Source organism: Mesorhizobium sp. LNHC221B00, from assembly GCF_000502935.1.
Taxonomy (GTDB): domain Bacteria; phylum Pseudomonadota; class Alphaproteobacteria; order Rhizobiales; family Rhizobiaceae; genus Mesorhizobium; species Mesorhizobium opportunistum.
The window spans coordinates 80,538-101,963 of the sequence record NZ_AYWR01000017.1; the positions used below are offsets into that span (position 1 = coordinate 80,538).

At 62.8% G+C, this 21,426-nt stretch carries 27 protein-coding genes; 7 read left to right on the forward strand and 20 right to left on the reverse strand.

Features of this window, described 5'->3' with window-relative positions; all coding sequences use genetic code 11:
• Positions 1 to 159 precede the first annotated feature (159 nt).
• From rpoN to ptsN, 3 genes are all read left to right on the forward strand, one after another.
• Complete coding sequence (gene rpoN / locus X741_RS145515; RefSeq protein ID WP_023779267.1) at positions 160 to 1,686, forward strand: RNA polymerase factor sigma-54; 1,527 nt, start codon at positions 160 to 162, stop codon at positions 1,684 to 1,686.
• Between the two features lie 345 nt (positions 1,687 to 2,031).
• Complete coding sequence (raiA, locus tag X741_RS145510) at positions 2,032 to 2,616, forward strand: ribosome-associated translation inhibitor RaiA (RefSeq protein ID WP_023764055.1); 585 nt, start codon at positions 2,032 to 2,034, stop codon at positions 2,614 to 2,616.
• A gap of 128 nt (positions 2,617 to 2,744) precedes the next feature.
• Positions 2,745 to 3,209, forward strand: a complete 465-nt coding sequence (ptsN, locus tag X741_RS145505) for a PTS IIA-like nitrogen regulatory protein PtsN (RefSeq protein ID WP_023779268.1) — start codon at positions 2,745 to 2,747, stop codon at positions 3,207 to 3,209.
• Between the two features lie 151 nt (positions 3,210 to 3,360).
• Here ptsN and X741_RS145500 read toward each other — a convergent pair whose 3' ends face one another.
• Together X741_RS145500 and X741_RS145495 are read right to left on the reverse strand one after the other, a co-directional pair.
• Positions 3,361 to 3,615 carry a DUF1150 family protein gene (locus tag X741_RS145500; protein ID WP_023779269.1) on the reverse strand — a complete coding sequence of 85 codons (255 nt, stop codon included), beginning with the start codon at positions 3,613 to 3,615 and terminating at the stop codon, positions 3,361 to 3,363.
• Between the two features lie 76 nt (positions 3,616 to 3,691).
• Positions 3,692 to 4,117 (reverse strand): Hsp20 family protein, encoded by a 426-nt coding sequence (locus tag X741_RS145495; protein WP_023779270.1) that lies wholly within the window; start codon positions 4,115 to 4,117, stop codon positions 3,692 to 3,694.
• 303 nt (positions 4,118 to 4,420) lie between these two features.
• On the opposite strand from X741_RS145495, the gene X741_RS145490 reads away from it, so the two are divergent.
• Positions 4,421 to 5,362 carry a nucleoside hydrolase gene (locus X741_RS145490; protein ID WP_023764056.1) on the forward strand — a complete coding sequence of 314 codons (942 nt, stop codon included), beginning with the start codon at positions 4,421 to 4,423 and terminating at the stop codon, positions 5,360 to 5,362.
• Between the two features lie 11 nt (positions 5,363 to 5,373).
• On the opposite strand, the gene X741_RS145485 is transcribed toward X741_RS145490, so the two are convergent.
• The 10 genes from X741_RS145485 to X741_RS145440 all read right to left on the reverse strand — a co-directional run bounded on the left by X741_RS145485 (position 5,374) and on the right by X741_RS145440 (position 12,434).
• On the reverse strand, positions 5,374 to 5,757 hold the full coding sequence (locus tag X741_RS145485; protein ID WP_198023994.1) for a hypothetical protein: 384 nt from the start codon (positions 5,755 to 5,757) through the stop codon (positions 5,374 to 5,376).
• A 58-nt stretch (positions 5,758 to 5,815) separates the two neighbouring features.
• Positions 5,816 to 6,091 carry a hypothetical protein gene (locus X741_RS145480; protein WP_245272760.1) on the reverse strand — a complete coding sequence of 92 codons (276 nt, stop codon included), beginning with the start codon at positions 6,089 to 6,091 and terminating at the stop codon, positions 5,816 to 5,818.
• Positions 6,092 to 6,242: 151 nt separating this feature from the next.
• On the reverse strand, positions 6,243 to 6,857 hold the full coding sequence (locus X741_RS145475; protein ID WP_023779273.1) for a LysE family translocator: 615 nt from the start codon (positions 6,855 to 6,857) through the stop codon (positions 6,243 to 6,245).
• A 113-nt stretch (positions 6,858 to 6,970) separates the two neighbouring features.
• The gene (locus X741_RS145470) at positions 6,971 to 8,416 is read right to left on the reverse strand and encodes an amidase (protein ID WP_023779274.1); all 1,446 of its coding nucleotides are present in this window, start codon (positions 8,414 to 8,416) and stop codon (positions 6,971 to 6,973) included.
• Between the two features lies 1 nt (position 8,417).
• Positions 8,418 to 9,323, reverse strand: a complete 906-nt coding sequence (locus X741_RS145465; protein WP_023779275.1) for a ribokinase — start codon at positions 9,321 to 9,323, stop codon at positions 8,418 to 8,420.
• A 189-nt stretch (positions 9,324 to 9,512) separates the two neighbouring features.
• Positions 9,513 to 9,995 carry a hypothetical protein gene (locus X741_RS145460; RefSeq protein WP_031250274.1) on the reverse strand — a complete coding sequence of 161 codons (483 nt, stop codon included), beginning with the start codon at positions 9,993 to 9,995 and terminating at the stop codon, positions 9,513 to 9,515.
• Complete coding sequence (locus X741_RS145455) at positions 9,970 to 10,485, reverse strand: hypothetical protein (RefSeq protein WP_023779277.1); 516 nt, start codon at positions 10,483 to 10,485, stop codon at positions 9,970 to 9,972. Before X741_RS145455 ends, X741_RS145460 begins: the two co-directional genes overlap by 26 nt.
• Positions 10,452 to 10,844 carry a hypothetical protein gene (locus X741_RS145450; protein ID WP_023768787.1) on the reverse strand — a complete coding sequence of 131 codons (393 nt, stop codon included), beginning with the start codon at positions 10,842 to 10,844 and terminating at the stop codon, positions 10,452 to 10,454. The genes X741_RS145455 and X741_RS145450 overlap by 34 nt, the downstream gene beginning before the upstream one ends.
• 20 nt (positions 10,845 to 10,864) lie before the next feature.
• Complete coding sequence (locus X741_RS145445) at positions 10,865 to 11,335, reverse strand: hypothetical protein (protein WP_023779278.1); 471 nt, start codon at positions 11,333 to 11,335, stop codon at positions 10,865 to 10,867.
• 220 nt (positions 11,336 to 11,555) lie between these two features.
• Positions 11,556 to 12,434 carry a bifunctional helix-turn-helix domain-containing protein/methylated-DNA--[protein]-cysteine S-methyltransferase gene (locus tag X741_RS145440; protein WP_023779279.1) on the reverse strand — a complete coding sequence of 293 codons (879 nt, stop codon included), beginning with the start codon at positions 12,432 to 12,434 and terminating at the stop codon, positions 11,556 to 11,558.
• A 115-nt stretch (positions 12,435 to 12,549) separates the two neighbouring features.
• Here X741_RS145440 and X741_RS145435 point away from each other — a divergent pair, with 115 nt between their 5' ends.
• Positions 12,550 to 13,365: a class I SAM-dependent methyltransferase gene (locus X741_RS145435; RefSeq protein ID WP_023779280.1), complete on the forward strand. Its 816-nt coding sequence runs from the start codon at positions 12,550 to 12,552 to the stop codon at positions 13,363 to 13,365.
• Between the two features lie 61 nt (positions 13,366 to 13,426).
• Here X741_RS145435 and X741_RS145430 read toward each other — a convergent pair whose 3' ends face one another.
• Positions 13,427 to 13,921 (reverse strand): DUF2244 domain-containing protein, encoded by a 495-nt coding sequence (locus tag X741_RS145430; RefSeq protein ID WP_023779281.1) that lies wholly within the window; start codon positions 13,919 to 13,921, stop codon positions 13,427 to 13,429.
• Positions 13,922 to 13,943: 22 nt separating this feature from the next.
• On the opposite strand from X741_RS145430, the gene nth reads away from it, so the two are divergent.
• On the forward strand, positions 13,944 to 14,744 hold the full coding sequence (gene nth, locus X741_RS145425; protein ID WP_023779282.1) for an endonuclease III: 801 nt from the start codon (positions 13,944 to 13,946) through the stop codon (positions 14,742 to 14,744).
• Here nth and X741_RS145420 read toward each other — a convergent pair.
• Complete coding sequence (locus tag X741_RS145420; protein ID WP_023779283.1) at positions 14,741 to 15,196, reverse strand: DUF2214 family protein; 456 nt, start codon at positions 15,194 to 15,196, stop codon at positions 14,741 to 14,743. The genes nth and X741_RS145420 overlap by 4 nt on opposite strands.
• A gap of 219 nt (positions 15,197 to 15,415) precedes the next feature.
• Here X741_RS145420 and X741_RS145415 point away from each other — a divergent pair, with 219 nt between their 5' ends.
• Entirely contained in the window at positions 15,416 to 15,949 is a 534-nt protein-coding gene (locus X741_RS145415) for a GNAT family N-acetyltransferase (protein WP_023779284.1), read from the forward strand.
• Here X741_RS145415 and X741_RS145410 read toward each other — a convergent pair.
• The 6 genes from X741_RS145410 to ubiE form a co-directional block, all read right to left on the reverse strand.
• Complete coding sequence (locus X741_RS145410; RefSeq protein ID WP_023779285.1) at positions 15,946 to 16,185, reverse strand: EAL domain-containing protein; 240 nt, start codon at positions 16,183 to 16,185, stop codon at positions 15,946 to 15,948. The two genes, X741_RS145415 and X741_RS145410, sit on opposite strands and share 4 nt — an antisense overlap.
• Before the next feature lie 9 nt (positions 16,186 to 16,194).
• Positions 16,195 to 16,671 carry an NUDIX hydrolase gene (locus X741_RS145405; RefSeq protein ID WP_023779286.1) on the reverse strand — a complete coding sequence of 159 codons (477 nt, stop codon included), beginning with the start codon at positions 16,669 to 16,671 and terminating at the stop codon, positions 16,195 to 16,197.
• A 128-nt stretch (positions 16,672 to 16,799) separates the two neighbouring features.
• On the reverse strand, positions 16,800 to 17,108 hold the full coding sequence (locus tag X741_RS145400; protein WP_023779287.1) for a hypothetical protein: 309 nt from the start codon (positions 17,106 to 17,108) through the stop codon (positions 16,800 to 16,802).
• Between the two features lie 280 nt (positions 17,109 to 17,388).
• Entirely contained in the window at positions 17,389 to 18,840 is a 1,452-nt protein-coding gene (gene coaBC / locus X741_RS145395; RefSeq protein ID WP_023779288.1) for a bifunctional phosphopantothenoylcysteine decarboxylase/phosphopantothenate--cysteine ligase CoaBC, read from the reverse strand.
• Positions 18,841 to 18,918: 78 nt separating this feature from the next.
• Positions 18,919 to 20,493, reverse strand: a complete 1,575-nt coding sequence (gene ubiB / locus X741_RS145390) for a 2-polyprenylphenol 6-hydroxylase (RefSeq protein ID WP_023779289.1) — start codon at positions 20,491 to 20,493, stop codon at positions 18,919 to 18,921.
• A 70-nt stretch (positions 20,494 to 20,563) separates the two neighbouring features.
• Complete coding sequence (gene ubiE, locus X741_RS145385; RefSeq protein WP_023779290.1) at positions 20,564 to 21,340, reverse strand: bifunctional demethylmenaquinone methyltransferase/2-methoxy-6-polyprenyl-1,4-benzoquinol methylase UbiE; 777 nt, start codon at positions 21,338 to 21,340, stop codon at positions 20,564 to 20,566.
• Positions 21,341 to 21,426: the final 86 nt, after the last annotated feature.

Genomic DNA, 21,426 nt, shown 5'->3' on the forward strand with positions numbered 1-21,426 from the left:
GCCCGTTTTTCCGCGATTTTGCTCCGGGATAACGCTCCGGTAAGCGGGTTTTGCTAGCCTTTGCCTTGACAAGCAAAAGCCGGGCCAGTTTCTATGGCCGGCCGCGAAAATTCTTTTCCGGATGTCCGGATGCGTAGACGAGGCGTTTGAAACCGAACCATGGCGTTGGCGGCCAAACTACAGCTCCGACAATCGCAGTCGCTGGTGATGACGCCGCAGCTGATGCAGTCGATTCGGCTGCTGCAGTTCACCCATGTCGAACTCGAACATTTCATCGACGAGGAGATCGAGCGCAACCCTCTCCTGGAGCGCGCCGAGCCGCAGGACGATGCCGTGGGCGACCTGGCGCAGAAAGCCGAGGCGGAGCCGCAAGCGGCCGCCGAAGGCGACTGGTTCGAGAACGAGGCGGGCTGGAGCGCCGAGGCGATCTCGGACAAGCTCGATACGTCCTTGGAAAACCTGTTTCCCGACGATCCGGGCACCAGCGAGCGGCTCGGGCCTGACCTGACGGCGCAATGGAAATCAGCTTCGGGCAATGGCGGCGGCTCCTCGTCCGAGGGGCTCGATGCCGGCGACATGGCGGCGAGCGCCATCACGCTGCGCGACCATGTCGGCGAGCAGATCGCGCTCGCCTTCGTCGATCCCGCGGCGCGGCTGATCGCCAGGGAACTCGCCGATGGCCTCGACGAAACCGGCTATGTCAGGGCCGATCTCGCCGAGATCGCCACGCGGCTGGGCACTGACGCCGCGGCCGTGGGCAAGGTGCTGGCCGTGTGCCAGACCTTCGAGCCGGTGGGGCTGTTCGCGCGCGATCTTGCCGAATGCCTGTCGCTGCAGCTTGCCGTGCGTGACCGGCTCGATCCGGCGATGAAGGCCCTGGTCGCCAATCTCGAACTGCTGGCGCGGCGCGATTTCCACGCGCTGAAACGGATCTGCGGCGTCGACGAAGAAGACCTGCTCGACATGCTGGCCGAGATCCGGGCTCTCGATCCGCGGCCGGGCATGGCGTTTTCGGGCGGCGCCAGCGACGCCATCGTCGCCGATGTCGAGGTGCGCGCGGCCAATGACGGCAGCTGGACCGTCGAACTCAATGCCGAAACGCTGCCGCGCGTGCTGGTCGACCATATCTATTTCGCCCAGGTCTCTCCGCACGCCAAGAACCAGGCGGAAAAGGATTTCCTGGCCGAATGCCTGCAAAACGCCAACTGGCTGACGCGCAGCCTCGACCAGCGGGCAAAGACGATCCTCAAAGTGGCCTCGGAGATCGTCCGCCAGCAGGATGCCTTCCTGGTCCATGGCGTGCGCCACCTGAAGCCGCTCAACCTGCGCACGGTGGCCGATGCCATCGGCATGCACGAATCGACCGTGAGCCGGGTCACCGCGAACAAATACATGCTGACCCCGCGCGGTGTGTTCGAGCTGCGCTATTTCTTCACCGCTTCGATCGCGGCATCGGGCGGCGGCGACGCGCATTCCTCGGAAGCCGTGCGTGACCGCATCAAGCAGCTGATCGACGAGGAGAAACCCGTCGATGTGCTGTCGGACGATGCGATCGTCGACATGCTCAGGGAAAGCGGCGTCGATATTGCCCGGCGAACGGTCGCCAAATACCGGGAAGGCATGAATATTCCATCCTCCGTGCAGCGCCGGCGCGAGAAACGGGCATTGGCCAGCGCCGGGCGCTAGAGGCAATTCCCGAGGGAATTGCGTGAAGGCAAAGAGATGAAGCGGTTCGGCGTTTCCGCGAAACGACGAACTGCTCCAGACGCTCCCGATTTTCCACAGCCTTCGAGCTTCATTGACAAGCCGCGGTGAAGTGGCTAGAAGCCCGCCCGCATGAGACGGGCTCGATGCCCGCTAGCGGATGGTCCGTCACGACAATGACCTCGGGATGGTCAAGAAGGCGGCTTGTGATCAACCGGAAAGTTTGGATTTAAATCGGCGCGAGTGACGCCGCAAAGCTTGTGCGCACGGACCACGAGTATAAACTCCGGCCAGTTTGAAGCCTGAGCAAGGAAGGTCAGTTTTCAGATGAATCTGCGCATATCGGGAAAACACATGGATATCGGCGATGCGTTCCGTACACGCATTAACGATCGTGTCGGCGAAGCAATCGGCAAATATTTCGATCGCGGCTTCGCGGGACATGTCACGGTCATCAAATCGGGCTCGCGCTATTCGGCGGATTGCATGATCCGGCTGGATTCGGGCGCTTCGCTGCAGGCCACAGGCGATGCTCAGGATCCGACGCTTGCCTTCGAGACGGCGGCGGACCGGCTGGAGACCCGGCTTCGGCGCTACAAGCGTCGGCTGAAATCGCACAATTCAGGCGGCGGCAACGGTGAGTTGACCGACATCGCCTATACGGTAATGGCGCCGCTTGCCGATGACGAAGAGGAGATGTCGGAGGATTTTGCGCCCGCCATCATCGCCGAATCGACCATGACGCTGAAGACCATGTCGGTGGCGTCTGCGGTCATCGAACTCGACACCAAGGACAGCCCGGTCTTCGTCTTCCGTAACGCTGGAACCGACCATCTCAACATCGTCTATCGCCGGCCCGATGGAAATATCGGCTGGATCGACCCGTCCACGACCAAGGTCTCACAGGCGTGACGACAAGGGTCGCACTGAGGTGACGACAAGGGTCGCACTGGGCGTGACGACATGGGTCGCACAGGGATAAAAGCCGGCCGCACGAGGGGTGGGGACTGGTGACGGCAGGCGAACAAGGATTTTCAAGCATGGGTCTGAGCGATCTTATCAGCGTTCCGGCGATTTTGCCGGCGTTGAAGGCCAACTCCAAGAAGCAGCTTCTGCAGTTGCTGTCCGAGCGTGCCGCGGCGATTTCGGGCATTCCGGAACGGGAGGTGTTCGACACCATCCTGCAGCGCGAGCGGCTGGGCTCGACCGGCGTCGGCAATGGCATCGCCATTCCGCACGGCAAGCTGGCCGGCGTGAAGCGTATTGCCGGTGTTTTCGCCCGGCTGGAGACGCCCGTCGATTTCGAATCGCTGGACGACCAGCCTGTCGATCTGGTGTTTCTGCTGCTGGCGCCGGAAGGGGCGGGCGCCGATCACCTGAAGGCGCTGTCGCGCATTGCCCGGGTGCTGCGCGACGCCGACACCGTGGCCAAGGTCAGGGGTACGCGCGATGCCGCGGCGATCCACGCGCTTTTGTCGGATACGCAGGCCTCGCACGCCGCCTGATGTTTTTTTGAACGGATATCCAAGGGCCGCGGGTGAGCGGCCCTTTTCGTTTCAGCCGGCCAATCCGCCGATTTTGTCTTGACGCAATTCCCAAAGGAAAACGCCATGCGTTTTTCCCGGGAAAAACGCCAACACTTTTCCTGCAATTGCCTTAATGAATGGCGACGGTGGTCAGGTCGTTTTCCATGGCGCCCGCCAGCGCGCGGTCACGCGCGTCGGAAAGCAGGATCGGCTGGCCGTTGGCGGCAAACAGGGCCCACAATTCCATGCCGGGCGCGATTTCACCGATGTTAGGGAAGCGGCCGAGCAGGTCATCGCTCGAGACCTTGCGCAGATAAGCGACGGAGCCCTCGCCGAGATGGGCGAATTCGCCATTCGTCATGGTGATATTTTCAGTTCTGGTCATTTCAAGCCTCCTTGGCGCGAGGACGCCGCCCTTTTCAGGGGCATAGGCCATCCCGCATGAGAGCCATCGGTAAAGATCAGTCTTTCACCGATATGTTTATTTTCCGTACCAGCCGTTCGGACTCCGGCCGATCGAGGTCGATCGACAAAAGGCCGTTCTTCAGCTCCGCCGCGATAACTCGCATGCCGTCGGCCAGCACGAAGCAGCGCTGGAACTGGCGCGCGGCAATGCCGCGATGGAGGAATTCGTGCTCGGTGTCGTCGGTCTGACGGCCGCGCACGACCAACTGGTTTTCCTCCGTTGTCACATCGAGATCGCTTTCGGCGAAACCGGCGACGGCGAGCGTGATGCGCAGCCTTTCGGCCATGCCGTCGGCACCGCTGAGCCGTTCGATGTTGTAGGGAGGGTAGCTGTCGCCGGATTTCGCCAGACGTTCCAGCGTCTTTTCCATGGCGTCGAAACCCAGGAGAAGCGGGCTGGAGAAAGGCGTCATTCGGCTCATGTTACACTGTCCTCTGAAGAGCGACATAAAGTGGAAAAACCCAGATGGCATTTTTCCCGTTGCCCTTGATATGGTCCGCCCCACGACCAAGTTCAAGCCGTCAAAAGACCCGCCCAAAAAGACCAGGCCTTGGACTCACAGGAATAATCGACATGGCGCTTGAAACGACGCGCGGATGCAAGGAGAAGCGCTGGGGTCGGGATCGTTCCCGGTCGAGCGGTTCGGCAGTTTGCAGACGTTTCGGCGTCCTTCGGGCGCGTGATCGACCCGGTGAGCTCACGGCCAGCCAAACAAGGAATTGAAATGCCGCAACCACGCAAGATCATCATCGACACCGACCCCGGCCAGGACGATGCCGTCGCCATTCTGCTGGCGCTTGGCAGCCCCGAACTGGAGATCGTCGGCATATCCGCCGTCGCCGGCAACGTGCCGCTGAAGCTTACCGAAAAGAATGCCCGCAAGGTCTGCGAATTGGCCGGCCGGCCCGACATCAAGGTCTATGCCGGCGCCATCCGTCCGCTGGCGCGCGAACTGGTCACCGCCGAGGCAGTGCACGGCAAGACCGGCCTCAATGGGCCGCAATTGCCCGAACCGGCGATGAAGCTGCAGGAGCAGTATGCCGTCGACTTCATCGTCGAGACGCTGATGAAGGAAGACAGTGGCACCATCACGCTCTGCGCGCTCGGACCGCTCACCAACATCGCGCTGGCGCTGATCCGCGAACCGCGGATCGCGCCGCGCATCAAGGAAATCGTGCTGATGGGCGGCGGCTTTTTCGAAGGCGGCAACGTCACCCCGACGGCCGAATTCAACATCTACGTCGATCCGCAGGCGGCCGACCTGGTGTTCAAGTCCGGCATTCCGATCGTGATGATGCCGCTCGACGTCACCCACAAGGCGCTGACCACAGCCAAGCGCACGCAGGCCTTCCGCAAACTCGGCACCAAGGTCGGCATTGCCGCCGCCGAGATGCTGGAATTCTTCGAACGCTTCGACGAGGAGAAATACGGCACCGACGGCGGCCCGCTGCACGATCCCTGCGTCATCGCCTATCTGCTGAAGCCGGACCTGTTCAAGGGCCGCAACTGCAACGTCAGCGTGGAAACCGTTTCGGAGCTGACCATGGGCATGACCGTCATCGACTGGTGGGGCGTCACCAATCGGGAAAAGAACGCCATGGTGATGCGCGACATCGACCATGACGAGTTTTTCGCGCTGCTGGTGGAAAGGTTGGGGCGGCTTTAGGGGCCGTCTCTTCACCCGTTTGGCAATCGATAGGTGTCGGCGCCATGCTTGTGGTGCTGCCGCTCGATCGATACTTCCGACCCGATCATGCGTGGCGCATCCAATTCGCCGTCGACAAACACGAGTTCGGCGGTGTCCGCGAGGCGGACTTCATATCTATAGTGAAACCCTTGGCCGACAGCAATTTTTGGATTGAGGGGCATCGTCGTGCTGTATTCGACGAACCTCACCAGCTGTGTGCCGACAACGGGGTCGGCTTGCCTCATCATGGCAGGGATCAAAAGCCCAAGAGCGAGAGCGCAAAACATAGCTACGCCAACGGCTGCTTCACCAAATTCATCCCAAAGCAAAAGCAGGCGATTTCTAAAAGAAAACTGGGACGTTCCCATGTCCAACAGATAAGTGGGCTCTCGATTTTACTTCAAGGGGACTTTTAAAATTAATCCCGAAGCTTCAGTTCGAAAACCGGTAAGATACCGAGCCATTGTTTCGGGTAACGCGCTCAATCCTGGCGTTCGAGCCAATCAGGTGCGGCTGCTCATCGTCGACGAACACGAGCGAGTTGTCGTTGAGGGACAGCGCGTAAGTGGGGCCGTTATTCTTGGCCCAATAGACGCTCTTGATCGTTCCATTGATCGCAACAACCGACCGGATCAAACTTGCGTCATTCGCCGACTTGTTAAGCGCCGACACAGCCATTATCGCAAATAAACCGCCGAATAGGATCACGCCAGGCGCATTCCTCTTCAAACCTTCATACGTCCACGACATAGACATGAATCCCTCAATGCCGATTCATGTGGTGGCAGGAGAACAGACTTTCAATCAGCCGTCACCCTGTTCCCGGCGATGGTAGTTCGACTGTCGCCGGCTTCTGCCGTTACTTCGACCGTGAAAATGCCAGCCACAGGCCGCCGCCGACCAGGAAGCTGCCGCTGATCCTGGACATGAGCTTGATACGGCTGGCCGACAGCAGGCGCCCGGCGCGGCCGGCGGCGAGCGCATAGGACGAATCCGAGAAGGCGGCGAAGATCATGGCGGTGAGGCCCATGACGACGATCTGCAGCGAATAATTGCCTTGCGGGGCGATGAACTGCGGGAAGAAAGCGCCGAAGAACACCAGCGTCTTGGGATTGTTCAGCGCCACCAGCAGGCCCTGCAGGAAGAAGCCGCCGCGCGGCTTTCGCGCCGTTCCGTCGGCGTTCAGCGTGCCCTTGGAGCGGAGCATCTGCACGCCCATCCAGATCAGGTAGGCGGCGCCGATCAGCCTGATCCATTCGAACCAGTGGCCCATGCCCGCGATCAGCGTGTTGAGGCCGATGCCGACGATGGCGATCATAATGGCAAGCCCGGCCTGCGTGCCGGCGACATTGGCAAGGCCCGCGCGGGAGCCGTGGCGGATGCTGTTTGCGATGATCAACGTGACGGTCGGACCGGGCACAAGGATGATGACGATGCAGGCGAGGACATAGGCGGCGTAGAGTTCCAGCGACATGGATTTTTTCCCTTGGAATGCCGCCGATGCGGTGCGGCTGGTGGCAATCAATGCATGGCGGCGATAGCGATGCAAGCCGGCGCGCTGCGTTGCGATACGCCGATGCGCCCGGGTCAGGCGCCGGCCTGCCAGGGCAGTATCGCCTCATAGGCCGCCGCCGCCTGGAGCACGGCGAGGTCGCCGCGCGGCCGGCCGATCAGCTGCATGCCCATTGGTCGGCCCTTGTCGTCGAAGCCAATGGGCACGTTGACCGCCGGGCAGCCGCCCAGCGTGGCGAAGGCTGAAACCTGCATCCAGCGATGATAGCTGTCCATCGCCCGGCCGGCGACCTCGCGCGGCCAGTGCGTGCCGACGTCGAAGGGAAAGACCTGCGCGGTCGGCAGCGCGATGAGGTCGAAGCGGTCGAAGATCGACAGCAGCATCCGATGCCAGGACGTGCGGATGACCGATGCCGCGCGGATCTGCGGTGCCGTCAGCCGCATTGCGTTTTCCACCTCCCAGACGGCTTCCGGCTTCAGCAGGCCGCGCCTGGAAGGGTCGTCATAGTGGGTTTTGAGCGCACAGCCGCTGCTGGCCTGGCGCAGCGTCACGAAGGCCTGCCACAGCCCCTCCAAATCGAAATCCGGCTTGAAGGGGTCGGCCAGGAAGGATGCTTCCGCGAACCGGCCGAGTGCCGCCTCGCACAGGTCGAGGATGCCCGGTTCGACCGGCAGATGGCCGCCGAGATCGCCGAACCAGGCGACGCGGCCGCCTTTCGCCGGCGTTCCAAGCCCTTCGAGGAACGAGCCTTGCTTCTCATAGGACAAGGGCGCATGCGGATGGTAACCCGCCTGCACGTCGAGCAGCAGCGCCATGTCGGCGACATTGCGGCCCATCGGCCCGTCAACGCCCATCTGTGCGTGGAAGACCTCGAGGTCCGGCCCGCCGGGGACAAGCCCCTGCGACGGGCGGAAGCCGTAGACGTTGTTCCAGGCCGCCGGATTGCGCAGCGAGCCGCCGAAATCGCTGCCGTCGGCGACGGGCACCATGTCGAGCGCCAGCGCCACCGCCGCGCCGCCGCTCGATCCGCCGGCGGTGAGCGCCGGATCGAAAGCGTTCAGCGTCGGCCCGAATACGGGGTTGTAGGTGTTCGAGCCGAGCCCGAATTCGGGGACATTGGTCTTGCCGATGATGATGGCGCCGGCGTCGCGGATGCGCTCGACGAAGAAATCGTCTTCCTGCGGCACGAAATCGGCGAAGATCGGCGAGCCGAAGGAGGTTCTGAGGCCGGTGGTCGAGGCGAGGTCCTTGATGGCGATCGGCAGGCCGAAGAGCGGGCCTGTATCGTCCTCCCGGCGACTATCGGCCGCATCGGCCTCGCGCAGGATGTCGCCACGGTCGCGCAAGGAGACGATGGCGTTGACCAGCGGATTGACCGCTTCGATGCGGTCGAGGAAGGCCGCCGCCACCTCGCGCACGGACAGTTTCTTGTGCCGGATCGCGGCTGCCAAGTCGATCGCCGACAAGCGACAGATATCGCCGGCCGGCGGCACGGCATGTTTCGTCTGGGGACGCAGCATCTCAGCGCTTTTCCTGCAAAGCCTGATCGACATCCCCAGCCCGAGGGATTGACGGCTGGGCGCCGGGCTTCAAGCAGGCCAGCGAGCCGGCCGCACCGGCGCGTGCCAATGCCTCCTCGAGCGCGAGACCGGACGACAGGCCAGCGGCGAAGTAACCGCAGAACGTGTCGCCTGCGCCGACGGTGTCGACAGGCGTGATCTTCATGGCCGAAACGGTCAGGAAGCCGCTCGGCGTCGCCGCCATGACGCCGTCGCCGCCGAGCGTGACGACGATGGTGCGGCCGGTTTTCACCGAGAAGTCACGCATGCGTGCCGCCCGGTCGCGGCCGCTCACCTTCAACGCTTCGCCATAGAGGTCGAACTCGGTCTCGTTGGCGATCGCGTAGTCGGCCTTGCCGAGGAAAGCCGCTGCTTCGCCCTGGAAGGGCGCCGTGTTGAGCACGGTGATGGCGCCGGCCGCCCTAGCCTGGTCGAGTGCCGCATCCACGGTCGCCAGCGGGATCTCGTGCTGCAAAAGCACGACGTCGCCCTTTTTCAGAAAGGCCTTGGAGAGGTCGCCGGGCAGGACCGAAGCGTTGGCCCCCGGCACCACGGCGATGATGTTCTCGCCGTCATCGCCGACCATGATCAGCGCCGTACCCGTCGAGGCAAAGGTTTCGGCGACGCCGGACAGGTCGACCTTGCCGTCGCGCAATAGTGCCAGCGCCTCCGCGGCGAAGCTGTCCTTGCCAACGGCGCCCACCATGCGCACTTGGCCACCGGCGCGCGCGGCGGCCAGCGCCTGATTAGCGCCCTTACCGCCTGGCGCGGTGGCGAAACTCGAGCCGCTCACCGTCTCGCCAGGGTTCGGCAATCGGTCCACATTGGCGATAAGATCGAGGTTGATCGAGCCGATGACGACTATCAAGAAAGGTGCCTCCCTGCCAGCGCTGGCCGGAAATCAGGATCGACTTTCGGAAAGCACGATGTGGATCGAGATGGCGAGGTGCGCCGGTGCATCCATATGGATGCACCGTCACCTCGGTTGCGCGGGAAGCTACCGCGTCATGCGGTGACTTGCCAGACACATCTGGATATCAAAAGGTGATTTGTCGCCTCACTCGCAGCGCACGGTGACGATGCCCTGATAGGTTCCGGCCGGAAAGATACCGCTTGACTTGGTGGCGGTTAGATCGAGCTGCATGGCGTGAGTGCCGTTGACGACCCTCTGCGGCACGCTGCCGTTGTTGTCGACCCCGGCACCATCGAGGCGGAAGACCGAGGCGAAGGTCACGTTGGTGCTGCCGCCGCTCGGCGCCGACGAGAATGCGGCAGGCGCCGGCGCCGAAACGGAATAGCAGTCCAGCAGGTTGAGTATTGAGCACAGCAGGGAGTTTGCCACCACGGTGGCGCTGGCGCTCGATCCGCCAGCCTGTTTGGAGCCCAGTATGCCGATGGCGGGATTTGCGGTCATTGTTCCCGATGCCCCGACCATGATGGTGCAGGTCCCGATGATTGCCGCTTGCACGGGAAGACAGAAGCCGGCAAGTGCTGCCATCGCAAGCAGCGCGCGGTTATTTCTTCTTCTTTTTCTTGCCATCGCTATTTCCGGTCCTGATGCTCCAGCCTTCGTTGGCCCATCCAGGTGATGCGGCCATGGGAGCAGTGGTGGCAACGCTTGCCGTCGTGCCGCCGTCGACATTGACGCCCATCTTCAACAGCTTCAGTTCCATTTGCAGGCGCTGCACCTCGAGTTCATAGAGCCGGCTGCAGTCGAGACGCTTCGGCGTCCGGCCGATCGGGATCACGACCCGGCCATAGGTGGCGACGTCATTGTTCGACTGGCTGTTGCCTCTGATGACACCGAGATCGAGATAGGCGCCGCTTCCCGAAACCGCCGAGCGGCAAGTGGTGCCGTCAGCGGCATGAACCTCGTCCTGGCCCTGGGGCAAGGTGACGCCGGGCAGGTTGAAGCCGCTCTCGTTCTGGTTGAGGTTGTAGACATCCTCGGCCAGAGCAGGCGCGGCGCTTGCCGAGGCAACCGCGAGTGCCAGCGTCAGGATTTGCGATGTCCAAAGAACTTTCCGCATATCTGTGCCTTTATCTGGGTCTGCTGATTGGGAAAGGGAATGCTTTCGGTACAGATACGCACTTTACGGTCGGGGGCGCCGTCGAAGGGGACGACCACAAGGACGGGACGGGAAGCCTGCGAAGCCAGTTGGAAGACACTGGGAGAGATTTTGGCCTCCACCGGCTGAAAATCCTGATCGTAGACGTGGACTTCGATCTTGATCTTCTGGTCGTAGGGATTGGCTGGGAAGACGCGGACCGCGAAGACGTCAGTGAAACTGTTGACCTCCCCGCGCATCGGCGACATCGACTGAGCGGCCGCGGCAACAGGGATCAGGCCGACGGCCAGCGCCGTCGCCAAGGTTCCAGAAAAGGTCAAGGATGCCTCCTTCCCGAGGGCTATTCGCAGCGCACCGTCACCGTTGCCTGATAGCTTCCAGAGGCGAAGCGGTTGCTGCCGCCCTTGGTGCCGGCGAGGTGGACCGTGACGAGATCGGCACCGGGGGCGGTCAGGCTGGTGGCCGAGCCTGTCTCCGCTATCGTATGGGCACCGCTCGCCGAATAGGTTGGCGTCCAGGTGATGGCCGTGGTGTCGGCGGCCGGCACTGTGGTGATGGTGACCGGGTCGACGCTCAGCGACACACCTCCGGTGGTGGTGAGCGTGACCGTCCCCGCCGAGCCACCGCTGTTATGCGAGCTCAGCGACTGGAGATCGGGGCTCACCGTCATCGTGCCATTGGTGGCGACCACCAGCGTACAGGTCGCGGTGATCGTGCCGTTGAAAATGACATTCTGCGTCGTGGCCAACGCCGCCTGGTCCATACAGACGACCAACATGGCTGCACCGAAGGCAGCGCGAAACAACTTCATCGAGACCTCCTACTAAGCCGGATTGCCCGAATTAATATAGGTCATCATCGCTTTATCGTGGTTAATTTAGGGTAAACTAAAATAGTTAGTTGAAGTACCTGTTGCGCAAACCCTGGGTTGTCGTAGGTTGTAAGGAAGAAAAACGCCGCAGAATTATTGTCGATACTTCCAGTTTATAAGGATATGTAGATTTATACGGCGGAAACTGGAAAATCGATATTCACGACGACACTTGCCCGGCCTCCCATCCAAGGATGGCGCGTTTGCGGGTCAGGCCCCAGTGATAGCCGGTGAGGTCGCCGGACTTGCCGATGGCGCGGTGGCAGGGAACCACGAAGGAGAGCGGATTGGCGCCGTTGGCGGCGCCGACCGCCCGGCTGGCGCTTGGCGTGCCTATGCTGGCGGCGATCGAGGAATAGGTGCGGGCCTTGCCCATCGGGATCTTGAGCAGCGCCTCCCAGACACGAACCTGGAAGTCGGTACCGATCATGACGACATGCAGCGGCTGATCGGGACGCCACAGCGTCGGGTCGAAGATGCGCGCGGCATAGGGGCCGGTCGCGGCCATGTCCTCGACATAGTTGGCGTTCGGCCAGCGGCTGGACATGTCGGCGAAGGCGGCGCGCTCCTCGCCCGGATCGCTGAAGGCAAGGCCGGCAAGCCCGCGGTCGGTGGCCATGATCAGGGCGGTGCCGAAAGGCGAGGGGTGGTGGCCATAGCGAATGGTGAGGCCCGCGCCGCGCGTCTTGTAGTCGCCCGGCGACATCGCCTCATGGGTGACGAACAGGTCATGCAGCCGGCCGGGGCCGGACATGCCCAGTTCGAACGAGGTTTCGAGCAGCGGCATGCCGGAATCGAGCAATCTGCGCGCATGGTCCAGCGTCACTGCCTGGAGGAACGCCTTGGGCGACAGGCCGGCCCAGCGGGTGAAGAGTTTTTGCAAGCCGGTCGGTGTCTCGCCGACCTCTTCGGCCAGTTCTTCCAGCGATGGCTGATCACGGTAGTCGAGGCTGATCTTCTCGATGGCGCGGCGCACAATCTCGTAGTCGCTGCCTTGCGGCGTGATGTCCTTCTCGAGGACTGCTGTGTGTGTGCTCATGGAAGCATCTCCTTGAGCCGGAATATCGCCCCTTGGGGCGCCGATCGCCACCCGAAACTTGCCTTCTTGCGGCGCATACCCAGATAGACACGCAATTTCGAACCACGAGGCACAGATGGCTGGCGAGAAAGTGCATCTGACCGGGGAAAGGGAAACCTTGCTGATGACGCTCTACGGCAAGGCGCTGGAGAGCCGGCTGCCCAATTCGCTGCTGGAGGACCATTTCGCCGACGAGGCGGTTGGCAAGATCGACTATGATTTTGCCAGGCTCAAGGTCGACGTCAATCTCGGCATTGGCCTGGCGATCCGGGCCAAGACGCTGGACGTCCACGTGCAGGATTTTCTGGCCAGAAATCCCGGCGCCATCGTGCTGCATCTGGGTTGCGGGCTCGATACGCGTGTCTTTCGGGTCGATCCACCATCAGGCGTGGACTGGTTCGACGTCGACTATCCCGAGGCCATCGAACTCAGGCGCAAGCTCTACCCGCCGCGCGATCGCTACCATCTGATCGGTTCGTCACTGACCCATCCCGATTGGCTGGCTGAAATGCCCCGAAACCGCGCGGCCATCGTCGTGGCGGAAGGGCTGACGCCCTATCTCCCGGCCGAAGAAGGGCCACGCTTGCTTTCGAGGCTTGTCTCCCATCTTGCCGGCGGCGAACTGATATTCGACGCCTATAGCCGTTTCGGCCTGAAGCTGCTTCGCCTCAATCCGGCGGTCAGGGCGACAGGCGCCGAGGTCCATTGGGCTATCGAGGATCCGCACGAGCTGGAACTGGCGGTTCCGAAGCTGCGGTTCGTCGAGGATATCCCGGCCTACAAGCCCGAACACGCCGCTCGCATGGGCTGGCCCGCCAAGCTGTTCGTTCGCCTTTGGAAGCACATTCCCGCATTGCGCAAGATCGGCAGGCTTTTGCGCTACAGGTTCTGAAGCACTTTGTTTGCCGCAATTTCCCAAGGAAAGCGCTGCATAACTTTTCGGGGAATTGCTTCTAGCGCGCCTTGGCGGTCGCCAGCGCCCGCGAAAAGGCCGTCGCAAAAGTCTCGCGCGAATCGGGATCGAGAAAGCCGCCGATTGGTACGTTCTGGCCTTGTCCTTCGACCGTCATCCTGGTGATCCCGATCTCGGCATGTCGGGCGACCGAAAACCTTGCCCAGAACGGATTGAAGCGATGCGCTTCCGATTTTCCGGAGGGTGCGGTCTTGCGGATGTCGAGGCTGGTGCGTGAGATCGACACCTCCTCGCGGGCGCGGGCAGCCCGATAGTTGACGCGGAAGGCGACGTAGACTGCGACCACGTCGAGGCCGAAGAAGCCGAACACCGGCCAGGCGCCGTGCGACAGGAAAAACGCGCCCGTCACCAGCCAGCCGAACAGCAGCGCTCCCATCAGCACGAAGAAGCCCGTCCGGCCCAGCGACCGGTGTGGGGTCAGCAGCGCCTGGAAGAATGGTTCGTCGGCCTGGAATGAGACGTTTGTGTCGCTCATGACTGGATATTATAGGAAGGGAATGGCGAGCCCCAAGTCCAAAGAGTCTTCCATGCCCAAAAAAGAACTCGCGCCCGGCCGGCGTGACGGCTCGAACGCCAAGCCACGCCCACGTCCGGCACGGGGTTCGTCGCGCTACAGCCCGGCGGAAGTGCACGAGATCTTCCGGCGCTTTTCCGTCCAGCGGCCGGAACCGAAGGGCGAACTCGAACATCTCAACGCCTTCACGCTGCTGGTCGCGGTGGTGCTGTCGGCGCAGGCGACGGATGCCGGCGTCAACAAGGCGACACGGGCCCTGTTCAAGGCCGCCGATACGCCGCAGAAGATGTTGGCGCTGGGTGAGGCCAAGGTCGGCGACCACATCAGAACCATCGGCCTGTGGCGCAACAAGGCCAAGAACGTCATCGCGCTGTCCGAAGCGCTGATCCGCGACCATGGCGGCGCGGTGCCTGACGACCGCGACGAGCTGGTCAAGCTGCCCGGGGTCGGGCGCAAGACCGCCAATGTAGTGCTCAACATGGCCTTCGGCCAGCATACGATGGCGGTCGACACGCATATTTTCCGGATCGGTAACCGGCTCGGGCTGGCGCCCGGCAAGACGCCGGAGCAGGTCGAGCAGGGGCTGCTAAGGATAATCCCGGACGAATACATGCGCCATGCGCATCACTGGCTGATCCTGCATGGCCGCTATGTCTGCAAGGCGCGCAAGCCGGATTGCCCGGCCTGCGTCATTGCCGACATCTGCAAGGCGGAGGTGAAGACGACCAGCATTCCGGCGCCCCTGGTGCCGATCGCTCCGCTCGAAACGGTTGCCGCTGGTTAATAGCCGTAGCCGCGCGCCATTGCCGCCGCGAAGACCGGGATCAGCAGGAAGACGAAGGCTTCGGCGCGGATATAGGTCTTGACCGAAGCCAGTTCGCTTGCTGGCACGGCGAAGGCTGGATTGGCGCTGGCCTGCCTGTTCCAGGAGATGAAACGGATGGTCGGGATGATCGACAGCAGGCCGACAACACCAAACGCCGCCATCTTGGCCCAGAACACCCAGTTGTAGACGTAGAATTCCCAACCCTTGAGGCCCCAGAAGACACGGCCGATGCCGACGATGATGATCAGCGCGGCGATGATGCCATAGTGGCGGTCGATGCCAGCGAGCCGCTTGAGCGTGGCGGCGGCGAGGTCGCCGCGGATCAGCACGAACTCGGCGCCGATGATGCCTGCAAGGGAAAACACCAGCAGATGATGGACGATGGCAAGCACAAGGTCGGTGGTGTCCATTCTCATTCCCCTGGGTTTGATGACGGCCCAGTCCACGTCTGAAAAGATTGCCCTAAAGGGTGCTCGAATCTGCCTGCCGGGAAAATAACACTCCCGGACAGAATTCCCAGAGCGAGCTTGTGTAGCGGCACGGCGCCCTGGATGATGGCGCGTGTCGCCCTGGCCCTTGCGCCGCAGCGGCGATTTGGTAAGCGCTGACGACCAGCGAGGCAGATCATCATGAACAATTCGCACGGCGTTCCGGTCATCGAGACGCAGCGAACCATCCTGCGGGCGCATCGGCTCGGCGATTTCGATGCCTATGTCGCCATGTGGGCCGATCCGGTCGTCACCCGCTTCATCGGCGGCAAGCCACGCACGCGCGAGGAAAGCTGGATGCGCTTCCTGCGCCACGCTGGCCTGTGGTCGCTGCTGGGCTACGGCTTCTGGGCCATCGAGGAGAAGGCGACGGGCCGCTTCGTCGGCGAGGCCGGTTTTCACGACCTGAAGCGCGATATCCAGCCATCGATAGAGGGTATCCCGGAGGCCGGCTGGGCGCTGGCGCCGACGGTGCATGGCGCTGGCCTTGCCACCGAGGTCGTCGGCCGCGTGCTTTCATGGGGTGAAGAGACATTCGGGCGCACGAAGACCGTCTGCATCATCGATCCGGAGAATACCGCCTCACTGAACGTCGCGACGAAGTGTGGCTACCGGGAAGTGGTTCGGACCACCTATCACGACGCCCCGACCGTCCTGCTGGAGCGGCAGCCTTAAAACCGGGATTGGAGACCTTGGCCCGCCTTGCGGCGCAGCTTGCGCGCCTGATCGGCCCAAGGATCGGCGGTGTCGGCTGTGGCTGGAGTGCTTCTCGGGCCGAGCAGCACCGCCGAGGCATCGAAGGGCTGCGGCATGGCGATCCCATAGCCCTGGGCATAGTCGACGCCGATCGCCGGCAGAGCGGCTGCGATGCCGTCGCTTTCGACGACCTCGGCGATGGTGCGCTTGCCCATGGCCCTGCCTCAGGCTGCGTCGACCGGCGCGGGCTCGGGAAGTTTCAAGGTCTTCACCAGCGTCGAGAGATCAGGTTCATCGATGAGCATCGCGGCGTCGGCCGGCGCCAGCCAGGCCCGCTGCCGCCGCTTGGCTTCCTGCCAGTCGGCAAGCTCTTCCGTCACTTCAAGCAGATAGACGATGACGTCGACGCGAACAAAACGGCTGGCCAGCCGCTTCCAGTAGGAATAGAGGCCCGCCGGTTGCTTCAGCGTCCTGCCGAGCACGCCGGCTTCCTCTTGCGCCTCGATGGTGGCCGCCTTGCGCCCGCTCTTGCCTTTCATAGGCCAGCCCTTGGGCACGATGAAGCGTCTCGTCGTTCTCGACGTGACCAGCATCACCTCGATGTCGCCGTGCGCGTTCAGCCGAAAGGGGATAGCCGCCACCTGGCGGATCCTCTCGCCTTTCTTGGCTTTGCGCACGGCCTTTTTCTTGGTGGCTGCCATTCGTAAAAATCCAGTCGGTGCAGTGCCCCATAGCGTGATGCGGCATCTTTGCAAAACCCAAACTGCCGCAGGGGCACTTGAAGGCCCCTACCATGTAAGTCGGCTAAATAAAAGAAGGTAGCCGCCTGTCAGCGGCAGGTGCTCACGGCGGTGTTGCCAATTATCTGCGTCTGACAGCTCGGCTTGACCCGCGGCACGACCAGCTGCGGCGGCTGGACGACCACGCGGTCCTGCGCACGATACTGTTGCTGCTGCTGCTGGAATTGCTGGCGCTGAACCCGGTTCTGCAAGGCCTGCAGGTCGTTCTGCTGGATCTGGGCATTGCCGTTGGCCGAGGGAATGACGATCTGCGCGGAAGCAGATTGACCAAAGCCCGCCAGGACCACAGCGGCCAGTAGCGCCGCGGCAACGGCCGCCGGTGTTCGACGCGCTGACATTCGCTCGTTCCTGCAAAAAATCCTGTTCATCCCTTGCATATAGGGCGTTTGTCCGGCGATGCCATGGCCGGCACATGGATCGCCCTGGATTGCCTTCGCGGCGGCGGAGAATCTGCCCGGCAACCCAGCAGCTGGCTCGAACCGCGGAACTCCTGTCCAATTGACGGAGCAGTTCACGGTACCGGTGAACTGCTGTAACCCCTTGTTTTGACGCAATTCCCAAGGGAAAGCGCTACGCGCTTTTCCCGGGAAAACCGTTTCACGCTTTTCCTGGAAACGCCTACACGACGATCGTTTTCAACCGCTCGGCGATGAGGGCGGCGAGCCGTGCCGCCACCTCGTCCTTGGTCATCTCGGGCCATTCCTCGACACCGGCCTCGGACACGATCCGCACCCGGTTGCGATCACCGCCCATCACGCCCGAAGCGCCGATGCCGCTTTCCTGCGACACATCGTTGGCGACGATGAAATCGGCGCCCTTCTTCGAAAGCTTGGCCTCGGCGTTGCGCAGGAGATACTGGGTCTCGGCCGCGAAGCCGACGACGAGGCGGGGCCGCTGCTTGTGGTGGCCGACCCCTGCAAGGATGTCGGGGTTTTCGACCATGCGCAGTACCGGTGGCCCTTCGCCAGCCACTTTCTTGATCTTTTCATCGGCTGAATTTTCGGTGCGCCAGTCGGCGACGGCGGCGACGAACACCGCCGCGTCGGCGGGCAGGAGCTGTTCCACCGCGTCACGCATTTCCTGTGCACGTTCGACATGGATGGTCTTCACGCCGGCGGGATCGGCGATGCCAACAGGACCGGAGACGAGGCGCACGTCGGCGCCAAGCCTTGCCAATGCGGCAGCGATCGCATGGCCCTGCTTGCCGGACGAACGGTTGGCGATATAGCGCACCGGGTCGATCGGCTCGTGCGTCGGGCCGGAGGTGACGATGATCTTGCGCCCCGCCAGCGGCTTGGGGCCGACATCGAGCAGCGCCTCGACGGCGGCCACGATCTCCAGCGGTTCGGCCATGCGGCCTTCGCCGGCCTCGTTGCTTTCGGCCATCTCGCCTTTGGCCGGGTCGACGAAGCCGACGCCATCCTTGCCCAGCGTCGCGCGATTGCGGCGGGTAGCGGGGTGTGACCACATCCTGGGGTTCATGGCCGGCGCCATCAGCACCGGCTTGTCCGTGGCGATGAGCACTGTCGAGGCAAGATCGTTGGCATGGCCATTGGCGAGCTTTGCCATCAGGTCGGCGGTGGCGGGAGCGACCACCAAAAGGTCGGCTTCGCGCGACAGCCTGATGTGGCCGACATCGTGCTCGTCGTTGCGGTCGAACAGTTCGGTGAAGACATGATCGGCCGAGAGCGCGCCGACCGACAATGTGGTGACGAATTCCTGCGCCGCCGGTGTCATGACCACGCGCACCGCGGCACCGCGTTCGCGCAGCCGGCGGATGAGATCGAGCGATTTATAGGCGGCGATGCCACCGCCGATGATGAGCAGGATGCGTTTGCCGGAAAGGGCGCCGCGCGGCGACATCTTGTCTGCCGGGGCAGCAGCCGGGATCGCCGTGCCGTGCACGCTCGTCAGCTCGCGCAGGGTCTCTTCAGGCACGATCTGGCGGTCGACAGCGGCCCGGATCATCACCCGCGCCTGTTCTTCCATGGAACGGCTATTTTCCGCCGCGAGTCGGCGCAGCAGTTCCTTGACCTCATCGTCGAGATTGCGGATCGTGATGCTAGCCATATGATTGCACTTTGCCGAGATTGATCGATTGCAATGATATCAATGCAATCAAATGCTCGCAACCTATGGCGCCAGAGCCTAAAAGATCTTCCAGGCGATATAGACCAGCGTCAGCGCGATCACCCACAGCGCGATACGGCCGGAGCGGCTGTAGCGCGCTTCAGCCTTGCCGATGGCGCGGGCGGTGTTCTCGTCGAAGCGCAGGCCGTGCTCGGCCATCAGGTCGATCTCGCGCGACAGCCGCTCGGTGCGCACCGCAAGCTCAGGCACCTGGCGAAGCAGCGCCAGCATCGCCTTGCCGCCGTCGCGCGCATCGGCCATCAGGCCACGCGGGCCGAGATTGCCTGATATCCAGCCGCCGACGACCGGTTCGGCCGTCTTCCACATGTTGAAGCCCGGATCGAGCGTGCGCGCCACGCCCTCGACCACCACCATGGTCTTCTGCAGCAGGATCAGTTCAGGCCGTGTCGCCATGTCGAAGAGCTCGGTCACCTCGAACAGCAGCGTCAGAAGCTTGGCCATCGAAATCGTTTCGGCCGGCTGGCCATGGATCGGCTCTCCGATAGCGCGGATCGCCTGCGCGAAGGCCGAGACATTGTGCTGGCGCGGAACGTAGCCAGCCTCGAAATGGACTTCGGCAACGCGCAGATAGTCGCGCGTGATGAAGCCGTAGAGGATTTCCGCGAGAAAGCGGCGCTCCTTCTTGCCGAGCCGGCCGGCGATGCCGAGATCGACGGCGACGATGGTGCCGTTTGCCTCGACGAACAAATTGCCCGGATGCATATCGGCATGGAAGAAGCCGTCGCGCAACGTATGGCGCAGGAAGGACTGGATGAGATTGGTGGCGATCGCCTTGAGATCGTGGCCCGCCGCTTGAAGGCCTGCGATATCGTTCATCTTGACGCCGTCGACCCACTCCATGGTCAGCACGTCGCGGCCGGTGCGCTCCCAGTCGACGGATGGCACGCGAAAACCAGGATCATTCCTGGTGCTTTCGCCGAGTTCCGAGAGTGCCGCCGCCTCGAGGCGCAGATCCATCTCGATTCTGGTGGTCTGCGCCAGCGTCTCGGTCACCTCCACCGGCCGCAGCCGGCGTGACGACGGGATGTATTTCTCCTGCAGGCGCGCGGCTAGAAAATAGCTTTCGAGGTCCTGGAAGAAGCGGCGGCGCACGCCCGGCCGGATCACCTTGACCGCCACCTTGGTCGCGGCGCCAGCCTGGACGGTTTCAGCGGCATGGACCTGGGCGATCGAGGCAGCGGCGACCGGATCGCCGAATTGCGTGTAGAGATCGCCTATCTTGCGCCCGAGCGAAGCCTCGATGGCCGCGACCGCCTCGACCTTCGGGAAGGTGTGCATCTTGTCCTGCAGCATGGCGAGATCGAGCGCCATGTCGTTGCCGACGACGTCGGGCCGTGTCGCGAGGAACTGGCCGAGCTTGACATAGGATGGTCCGAGCCGGACCACTGCCTTGGCCAGTCGATCGCTGCGCTCATAGGCCAGCGCGCGGCGGCGGGTGAACAGCCGCGCCAGTCGCCAGCCGAGTTTCGGCAGGCCTGAGAGTTCCTCGCCCGGCAAGGCGGCGACGACGCCCTCGCGCACCAGCACCCAGCCGGCCCGCATGAGCCTGAAACCGGCGCCGACGCTGCTCATGGCTGCATACATCCTGTCGGTTCAAAGAACCGGCAGGGGCCATATCGAGAATGGGAAACGCGGTGCAGCCTCAAAGCTTCCAGCCCGAATGCAATGCCGCGATGCCGCCGGAATAAATGCGGAAGGAAACACGGTCGAAGCCCGCGTGGGTGATCATGGAAGCAAAGTTTGCCTGGTTGGGGAATTTCGCGATCGATTCGACCAGATAGGAATAGGGCTCGCCGTCGCCGGTGACCATCTTGCCGATCTTGGGAATGGCGTTGAAGGACCAGGCTTCGTAGACCTTGTCGAGCAGCGGCATCTCGACCTCGGAAAATTCCAGGCACAGGAAACGGCCGCCCGGCTTCAGCACGCGGAACGCTTCACCCAGAGCCACGTCGATATGCGGCACGTTGCGAATGCCGAAAGCGATGGTGTACGCGTCGAAAGTGGCATCGGCGAAAGGCAGTTCCTCGGCATTGGCCTCGACAAAGTCGGTGTTGCCGGACAAGCCTTTCTTCTGCGCCCTGTCGCAGCCGACAGCGAGCATCGAGCCGTTGATGTCGAGCACGGTGGCATGCGCGTGGCCATGGCTTGCGTCGACGATGCGAAACGCGATGTCGCCGGTGCCGCCGGCCACGTCGAGCACCTTCCAGCCCACTCTTTTCGGAGGGTTCAGCCATGTCACCATGGCATCCTTCCACAGCCGGTGCAGGCCGCCCGACATCAGATCGTTCATCAGGTCGTAGCGGTTGGCGACCTTGTGGAAAACATCGTTGACCAGGGACTGCTTTTCGCCTTCCCCTACACGCTTGAAACCATAGGAGGTTTCCATGCCGCCCGCGGCCGTGGTTCTCTCAACTGACATTTTTTTGATCCGTCATAAAACCGGCGGGACCATAGCCGATCGATGGTGCGGGCGCTATTGTTTAAGGCGCGGTGTTCAGCCGCGCT

Coding starts and splice junctions, on each gene's coding strand:
- rpoN (WP_023779267.1), top strand. CDS start 160: ATGGCGTTGGCGGCCAAACTACAGCTCCGACAATCGCAGTCGCTGGTG.
- raiA (WP_023764055.1), top strand. CDS start 2,032: ATGAATCTGCGCATATCGGGAAAACACATGGATATCGGCGATGCGTTC.
- ptsN (WP_023779268.1), top strand. CDS start 2,745: ATGGGTCTGAGCGATCTTATCAGCGTTCCGGCGATTTTGCCGGCGTTG.
- X741_RS145500 (WP_023779269.1), bottom strand. CDS start 3,615: ATGACCAGAACTGAAAATATCACCATGACGAATGGCGAATTCGCCCAT.
- X741_RS145495 (WP_023779270.1), bottom strand. CDS start 4,117: ATGAGCCGAATGACGCCTTTCTCCAGCCCGCTTCTCCTGGGTTTCGAC.
- X741_RS145490 (WP_023764056.1), top strand. CDS start 4,421: ATGCCGCAACCACGCAAGATCATCATCGACACCGACCCCGGCCAGGAC.
- X741_RS145475 (WP_023779273.1), bottom strand. CDS start 6,857: ATGTCGCTGGAACTCTACGCCGCCTATGTCCTCGCCTGCATCGTCATC.
- X741_RS145470 (WP_023779274.1), bottom strand. CDS start 8,416: ATGCTGCGTCCCCAGACGAAACATGCCGTGCCGCCGGCCGGCGATATC.
- X741_RS145460 (WP_031250274.1), bottom strand. CDS start 9,995: ATGGCAAGAAAAAGAAGAAGAAATAACCGCGCGCTGCTTGCGATGGCA.
- X741_RS145455 (WP_023779277.1), bottom strand. CDS start 10,485: ATGCGGAAAGTTCTTTGGACATCGCAAATCCTGACGCTGGCACTCGCG.
- X741_RS145445 (WP_023779278.1), bottom strand. CDS start 11,335: ATGAAGTTGTTTCGCGCTGCCTTCGGTGCAGCCATGTTGGTCGTCTGT.
- X741_RS145440 (WP_023779279.1), bottom strand. CDS start 12,434: ATGAGCACACACACAGCAGTCCTCGAGAAGGACATCACGCCGCAAGGC.
- X741_RS145435 (WP_023779280.1), top strand. CDS start 12,550: ATGGCTGGCGAGAAAGTGCATCTGACCGGGGAAAGGGAAACCTTGCTG.
- X741_RS145430 (WP_023779281.1), bottom strand. CDS start 13,921: ATGAGCGACACAAACGTCTCATTCCAGGCCGACGAACCATTCTTCCAG.
- nth (WP_023779282.1), top strand. CDS start 13,944: ATGGCGAGCCCCAAGTCCAAAGAGTCTTCCATGCCCAAAAAAGAACTC.
- X741_RS145420 (WP_023779283.1), bottom strand. CDS start 15,196: ATGGACACCACCGACCTTGTGCTTGCCATCGTCCATCATCTGCTGGTG.
- X741_RS145415 (WP_023779284.1), top strand. CDS start 15,416: ATGAACAATTCGCACGGCGTTCCGGTCATCGAGACGCAGCGAACCATC.
- X741_RS145410 (WP_023779285.1), bottom strand. CDS start 16,185: ATGGGCAAGCGCACCATCGCCGAGGTCGTCGAAAGCGACGGCATCGCA.
- X741_RS145405 (WP_023779286.1), bottom strand. CDS start 16,671: ATGGCAGCCACCAAGAAAAAGGCCGTGCGCAAAGCCAAGAAAGGCGAG.
- X741_RS145400 (WP_023779287.1), bottom strand. CDS start 17,108: ATGTCAGCGCGTCGAACACCGGCGGCCGTTGCCGCGGCGCTACTGGCC.
- coaBC (WP_023779288.1), bottom strand. CDS start 18,840: ATGGCTAGCATCACGATCCGCAATCTCGACGATGAGGTCAAGGAACTG.
- ubiB (WP_023779289.1), bottom strand. CDS start 20,493: ATGAGCAGCGTCGGCGCCGGTTTCAGGCTCATGCGGGCCGGCTGGGTG.
- ubiE (WP_023779290.1), bottom strand. CDS start 21,340: ATGTCAGTTGAGAGAACCACGGCCGCGGGCGGCATGGAAACCTCCTAT.